This window comes from Sphingomonas sp., assembly GCF_035714405.1.
Classification (GTDB): Bacteria; Pseudomonadota; Alphaproteobacteria; order Sphingomonadales; family Sphingomonadaceae; genus Sphingomonas.
Genome location: NZ_DASTMA010000017.1, coordinates 73,208 through 79,986, shown reverse-complemented (window position 1 = coordinate 79,986; position 6,779 = coordinate 73,208). Strand labels below are relative to the sequence as shown.

Annotated in this window: 5 protein-coding genes; 4 read left to right on the top strand and 1 reads right to left on the bottom strand. The window is 69.2% G+C overall.

Annotated features, from left to right (window positions below; translation table 11 throughout):
• The 4 genes from VFQ64_RS06815 to cobT all read left to right on the top strand — a co-directional run.
• A partial coding sequence (locus VFQ64_RS06815) for a cobaltochelatase subunit CobS (RefSeq protein ID WP_325102552.1) occupies window positions 1-700 on the top strand: 700 nt, incomplete at its 5' end.
• A gap of 35 nt (window positions 701-735) precedes the next feature.
• Entirely contained in the window at window positions 736-2,325 is a 1,590-nt protein-coding gene (locus tag VFQ64_RS06810; RefSeq protein ID WP_325102551.1) for an FAD-dependent oxidoreductase, read from the top strand.
• A complete protein-coding gene (locus VFQ64_RS06805) occupies window positions 2,322-3,260 on the top strand; it encodes an aldo/keto reductase (protein WP_325102550.1) in 939 nt (312 codons plus the stop codon). The genes VFQ64_RS06810 and VFQ64_RS06805 overlap by 4 nt, the downstream gene beginning before the upstream one ends.
• 49 nt (window positions 3,261-3,309) lie before the next feature.
• The gene (gene cobT, locus VFQ64_RS06800) at window positions 3,310-5,133 is read left to right on the top strand and encodes a cobaltochelatase subunit CobT (RefSeq protein ID WP_325102549.1); all 1,824 of its coding nucleotides are present in this window, start codon (window positions 3,310-3,312) and stop codon (window positions 5,131-5,133) included.
• Between the two features lie 4 nt (window positions 5,134-5,137).
• Here the strand turns inward: cobT and VFQ64_RS06795 are convergent, their stop codons facing one another.
• Window positions 5,138-6,589, bottom strand: a complete 1,452-nt coding sequence (locus VFQ64_RS06795) for a M48 family metalloprotease (RefSeq protein WP_325102548.1) — start codon at window positions 6,587-6,589, stop codon at window positions 5,138-5,140.
• Window positions 6,590-6,779 lie beyond the last annotated feature (190 nt).

Below are 6,779 nucleotides of genomic sequence, written 5' to 3'. Positions count from 1 at the left end.
GATCAATCTCGACGCGCACATCAGCCGCATCGACCTGGTCGGGCGCGACGCGATCGTCCTCAAGGACGGCAAGCAGATCACCGAATTTCGCGAGGGCATCCTGCCCTGGGCGCTGCAGCACCCCTGCGCGCTGGTATTCGATGAATACGACGCCGGCCGGCCGGACGTGATGTTCGTGATCCAGCGCGTGCTGGAGGTGGAAGGGCGGCTGACGCTGCTCGACCAGAACCGCGTGATCCGGCCGCACCCGATGTTCCGCCTGTTCTCGACGGCGAACACGGTGGGTCTCGGCGACACGACGGGCCTCTACCACGGCACGCAGCAGATCAACCAGGGCCAGATGGACCGCTGGAACATCGTCGTCACGCTCAACTACCTGCCCGCACAGGTGGAGGCGCAGATCGTGCTCGCCAAGTCGGGCGAGTACGACCATGTCGGCGGCAAGAAGGAGGTCGAGGCGATGGTCCGCGTCGCCGACCTCAGCCGCAAGGGCTTCATCAACGGCGACATCTCGACGGTGATGAGCCCGCGCACGGTCATCACCTGGGCGCAGAACACGCTGATCTTCGGCGATGTCGGCTTTGCGTTCCGGTTGAGCTTCCTCAACAAGTGCGACGAGGCGGAACGGCCGCTGGTCGCGGAATATTACCAGCGCGTGTTCGGCAAGGACCTGCCCGAAAGCGTGGTCGGGAAGGGTTGAGCCGTGCGCGCCAGCACCTGGGCCGGCCATAGGTTGTGACGCCTCCCGAGGGCGACCGGATCGAAGCGCAGCCCGGCAAGGCCGATGTCCTGATCGTCGGCGGCGGGGCGGTCGGCCTGGCGATGGCCGTTCGCCTGGCGCGCCGGGGTGTGCGGGTGCTGCTGCTCGAGGCGGGCCCGGCGACGCCGCCTGCCAGGTACGAGCAGTTCAACAAGGGGCGGCTGGTGGGCCGGCCGCACCGCGGACTGACGCAGGGGCGCATGCGCGCGCTGGGGGGCACGACGCGGCTCTGGGGCGGGCAATTGGTTCCGTTCAGCGCCCAGGATTTCGACGGGCCGACCGTCGATGGCCCGTCACCCTGGCCGGTCCGCCATGTCGAGATCGCACCCGCGATCGACACCGCGTTTCGCTTCCTTGGTATCGATGCGGCGGGAGCGGAGCCGGACACGATCTGGCGGCGCGCCAGCAAGCTACCCGCAACATTGGGGGAGCGGCTTCGGCTGCGCTTGAACATCTGGCTGCCGCAGCCCGATTTCACCCGCCTGTTCGCGGACGATCTGCGGTCGCTGTCCTCGCTCACCATCGTGACGGATCACCCCGTCACGCGCCTGCGCTTTGCCGCACAGGGTCGCGTCGCCGGGGTGGAGGTCGACCGCCCGGACGGGACGGTCGCGCACTTCGCGGCGGATCATGTCGTGCTGGCGACCGGCACCTTTGAGAACGTCAAGCTGCTGCTGCGCACGGCGGCGACCGAGCCGCGGTGCGGATTCGAAGGCAATTCGAACATCGGCAAGGGGTATATCGACCATCTGCATGGACTGGCGGGCACGATTCATGTCGCCGACGCGCGACGTATGCGCGAACTGTTCGACAACATCTATTTCGACGGTCGCAAGCATGGCGTGAAGGTCGAGGCGACCGAGGCGTTCCGCACCGAGCACGGCGGCGCGAACTGCGCCGGCACGATCAACACGCCGACCTCGGTAGGCGTGCTCGTCCAGGATCTGCGTGGCCTGCTCGGCCGCATCCGGGGCAATCCGGGCGACGCGCGGTTGTTGGACGCGGGACGCAACGCCTTTACGCTTTCGCGCATCCTGTTTCCCCTGGCGATCCGCTATCTATGGCACCGCAGGTCGACCTCGCTGCTGTCGCTGGGCGTCTCGTTCGGCGTCGAGATCGAGCAGATCGTCACGTCGAAAAGCTACCTCACCCTGGAGGCCGACGTGCCGCCCGAGCGCGCGGAAATCTGCCTGCACTGGAATCTCGACGGGCGCGAGATCGACACCGTCGCCGCGTTCTGCGAGGAAGCCGCGGCCGCGTTCGTCGCGACCGGGCTCGGCACGATCGATATCGATCCCAGGATCACGGCGCGCGATCCGGCCTTTCTGCTCTCCTGTCACGACAGCTCGCACCAGATGGGCGGGAGCCGCATGGCCGCGAGCGCGGCCGACGGCGTAGTCGATCGCGACCTGCGGGTGTGGGGTACGGACAATCTGCATGTCGCCGGCGCGTGCACCTTTCCCACCGGGAGCTTCGCCAACCCGACCCTGACCGCGATCGCCTTTGCGCTGCGCTTGGCGGATCATCTGACCGCGCAGGTACGCCCGGTGGGCGCGGCGACATGATCGCCGAGCGCCTGGTCTATGGCTGCGCCCGCCTGACCGGCGGTGCCAGTGCCGCGGCATCCCGCCGGCTGATCGAGGCATGCCTGGCGGCCGGGGTGCGACACTTCGACTCGGCACCCTCTTATGGCATGGGCACGGCCGAACGGGTGCTGGGCAGCGTTCTCGCCGGTCGTCCCGACGTCCGCGTGACCGCCAAGGTCGGCTCGCTCCGGCCACGGTTCGCCACAGCCCGAACCTGGGCGCGCGCCGTCAAGGCAGTCGCGAGGCCGCGTTCGACGCCGCTGCGCGAAGAGTTCACGCCGCTGCAGGCCAACGCTCACAGCGCCCCATTGCAACTGTCCCGGGAAGCGATTGTGCGGTCGGTCGAGATCAGCCGCAACATGCTGCAACGCCAGCGGCTGGACGCGCTGCTGCTGCACGAGGTGCAGCAGGCGGATGTCGGCGACACGGCGATCGCGGTCATGGAGACCATGTTGGCGCAGGGGATTGCCGCCGAGGTCGGTTACTCGACGGGCACGATGGCGGAGCCCGGGAGTGTCGATTCGCTCCCGAAACACTGGATCGCGCAGACCGCGGTGTCGCCCGGCATGCTGGTCGGACCGGCGCCGAGGCACGCGTCCGACTTTCTCCACACGATCGTCAACACAATACTCTTTCGTCAGCGCAGCGACGAGGCGTTCGCAGGCTGGCTGGTGGGCGCGAGTGAACTGATCCCCGAGACGGTGGCCGATCGCCGCACCGCGCTGATCGTTGCCGGATATGCCCGATTGCACACGCTGATGCCGGACCATGGGCTGATCTTCGCGTCGATCGATCCAGACCGGCTGGCCGCCTTTCTGGCGGGCGTGACCCACGTCGATCGCAACGTCGGGGCCGAGCGGTTCGGTGAATCTCTGGTTCCCGCGACGGCATCAGATGGGCATTTGGTTTCGTGATCGGTCGCCGTACCTCTACGACCGGCTTGCAACTAAGACGCGTTGAACCATGACCACCGAAACCCCTCTCGACCGGTTCAAGGCCGTACTCGCCGGCACCAGCCGCGCGATCGCCGACGAGCCGGAGGTGGAGCTCGCCTTCACCGCCGATGCGCCGGCGCAATCGGGCAAGCATCTGAAAGTGCCGATGCCCGCGCGCGCGCTACCGGCGGATCAGGTCGCGGAGGCGCGCGGGTTCGCCGACGGCTTCGCGCTGCGGCTGCGGCATCACGACACGGCGCTGCACCTGAAGGGCGCGCCCGGCGAGGCGGTGGCGCGGGCGGTGTTCGACGCGGTCGAGGGCGCGCGGGTCGAGGCGCTGGGCAGCCGCGGCTTTCAGGGCATCACCGACAATCTGGCGATGGCGCTCGACGTGCGACTGCGCTCCGACCCGATCACCCGCGCGCGTACGCGGGACGAGGTGCCGCTGTCGACCGCGCTGGCGCTGCTGGTCCGCGAGCAGCTGACCGGGCAGGCGGCGCCCATGGCGGCCGAGCCGGGCCTGGCGCTGGTGCGCGACTGGGTGGAGGGCAAGGCCGATCTCGGCGCCTTGGCGCTGGCAATCGACGACCAGCGCGCGTTTCAGGCGCTCGCCACCAGGATGCTCGAGCAGTTGGAGCTGATCGAGGGCGACATGATCCCCGACGAGGCGGACGAGGGCGGCGCCGAGGACGAGGGCACCGAAAACGCCGAGCAGGAGCAGGGCGACGAGGGCGAAGAGCAGGGCGGTGAGGGCCAGGCGGAGGTCGAGGCGCGGGGCGAGCAGTCCGAGGGCGAAGGCGAGGACGGCGAAGGCCAGACCCAGGGCGAGGACCAGTTCGACGATCTCGACGGCGAGCCTGGCGACGAGGGCGAGGAGGGGATTCAGCCCGTCCGCCCCAACCGGCCGCACGCCGACCTGTCGCCGCAATTCGACTACAAGACCTGGACCACGCAGTTCGACGAGGTGGTCGCGGCCACCGACCTGTGCGACGCCGACGAGCTGACGCGGCTGCGCGGCTATCTCGACCAGCAGCTCGTGCATCTGCAGTCGGCGGTGTCCAAGCTCGCCAATCGGTTGCAGCGGCGGTTGATGGCGCAGCAGAACCGATCCTGGGATTTCGATCAGGAGGAAGGGCTGCTCGACGCGGCGCGGCTGGCGCGGGTGATCGTCTCGCCCGGATCGTCGCTCAGCTACAAGGTCGAGCGCGACACCGATTTCCGCGATACGGTGGTGACGCTGCTGATCGACAATTCGGGTTCGATGCGCGGGCGACCGATCTCGATCGCGGCGATCTCCGCCGATATCCTGGCGCGGACGCTGGAACGCTGTGGGGTCAAGACCGAGATCCTGGGCTTCACCACTCGCGCCTGGAAGGGCGGGCAGTCGCGCGAGACCTGGCTTGCGGCCGGCCGGCCACCGCAGCCTGGGCGGCTCAACGACGTCCGCCACATCGTCTACAAGAAGGCCGACGAGCCGTGGCGGCGCGCGCGGCCCTCGCTCGGGCTGATGATGCGCGAGGGGCTGCTGAAGGAGAATATCGACGGCGAGGCGCTGTTGTGGGCGCACGCCCGGCTGCTCGCGCGGCCGGAGGACCGGCGCATCCTGATGGTCATCTCCGACGGTGCGCCGGTGGACGATTCGACGCTGTCGGTGAACTCCGGCTCCTATCTGGAAAGGCACCTGCGGCAGGTGATCGGCTGGATCGAGAGCAAGTCGCCGGTCGAGCTGGTCGCCATCGGCATCGGCCACGACGTCACCCGCTATTACGAGCGCGCGGTGACGATCATGGACGCCGAGCAGCTGGGCGGCACGATCATCGAGCAGCTGGCGGCGCTGTTCGACACCGACTGAGGTCTTATCGCGCCGGTCCTGCCTCTCCATAGGTGACCAGCTTGACGCGCTGCCCGGGTCGCAGCGGCGTGTCGCCCGACCGTCCGTTGATGAGGTCGAACAACGCCCTCGGCGCGCGATCCGCCATCCGCCGGGCCAGCGTGTCCGCGGTATCGCCGGGGTTGACCGCCACCGTCCGGATCACCCGCGGCCGCAACGCCGCCGCCTCCTCGGCCGACAGCCGGCGGAACGAGCGGAACAGCGCCAGCACCGCCGCCGCGCCGCCGTCCGCCGGCGGTGACGCGACGATGAAGTGGTACGCCTCGCCCGCGCCCATGTCGTAGACCGCGAGCGACAAGGGCACCGTGCCACCTTCGACCGCGACCCGGATACGCAAGAAGATCGCCGGCAGTCCGTTGATCATCGCCGGGTCGGCGCTTTCGAGCTCCGCGGGGGTGTCCCCGATCGTCTGGGCGAGCAGCGCCTGCGCATAGGCGTCGAGGCCGCCTGCCGGCAGCCGCCCGCCGCCGAACTCGCCGGCGATGCCGTTCGGCCCGTTGAGGCGGATCGCCCGCGGGCTGTTGGTCAGCGAGAAGCCCGGTGGCGCCTCGAACGCGATGCGCATCACCGGATGCGCGAAGCGGCGGCCGAGCACGAAGCCTTGCTCCGGATCGTCGCCATAGATCAGCCCGTCGACCTCGGCGAGATAGGGTTCCTCCCGTTCGGGCTGCTCATCGTCGGCCAGCCCCGACTCGCGCGCGGCCTCGGTCATCCGCGCGACCCGCTGTTCAGCGAGCGGGTGGCTCGACGCCCATTCCGGGATGCTGCGCGCCGCATCGCGGCCGTTGGTCGCGGCCATGAACAGCTCGTGGCGCCGTAGCGCGCGCAGCATGTCGGCGGCCGCGAAGACGTCGTAACCGGCGCGCTGCAGGTAGCGGACGCCGAGGTCGTCGGCTTGATGCTCCTGGCTGCGCGAATAGCGCAGCGTGAACAGCTGCGCCGCCTGTCCCGCCAGCCGAGTGAGGCGCTCCGAGCCGGTCAGCGACACGGCGACCACCCCCAGACGACGCCACAGCGAGCGCCGCTGCTGGCGCTGTGAGTGCTGGCCGACGATGTGGCCGACCTCGTGCCCTAGCACGGAGGCGAGTTCGGCCTCGCTGGTGACCGTCGCGAACAGTCCGCGGGTGAGATAGATGTAACAGCCGGGCACGGCGAAGGCGTTGACGACGTCGCTGTTGACGAGGGTGAACCGGCACTGCCCCTCCAGACCGGCCGCCGCCGCCATCCGCTCGCCGATCGCCGCGAGGTACCGCGCCTCGTCGCCCGCATAGGCGCCGCCGAATTCCGCCAGCAGGACGGTATGCTGCTGTTCGCCATAGGCCCGATCGGCGTCCGAGATCCGTGTGCCCTCCTCCGCCGGGCCGCCGCAGCCATGGAGCAGCGCCGCGCACGCCACCGCGGCGACGGTGCGCCTCACAGCCAACCCAGCAGATAGAGCAGCAGCACGGTTACCGCCGCCGATGCGAGCAGGGAACCGACGCAGCCGAGCTTGCGGGAGAAGAGAAAGAACATGCCACCTCGTCAGGCTGTGTCCGCGCGATCTGCGCCCATATAGCGATCGAGCGGCGGGTATGTTGCCTCCGCGAGTTGGTGACCGGTGTGAAGGC

What these genes read in the sequence shown, in the direction of transcription:
- VFQ64_RS06805 (WP_325102550.1), top strand. Translation starts at nt 2,322, where the DNA reads ATGATCGCCGAGCGCCTGGTCTATGGCTGCGCCCGCCTGACCGGCGGT.
- cobT (WP_325102549.1), top strand. Translation starts at nt 3,310, where the DNA reads ATGACCACCGAAACCCCTCTCGACCGGTTCAAGGCCGTACTCGCCGGC.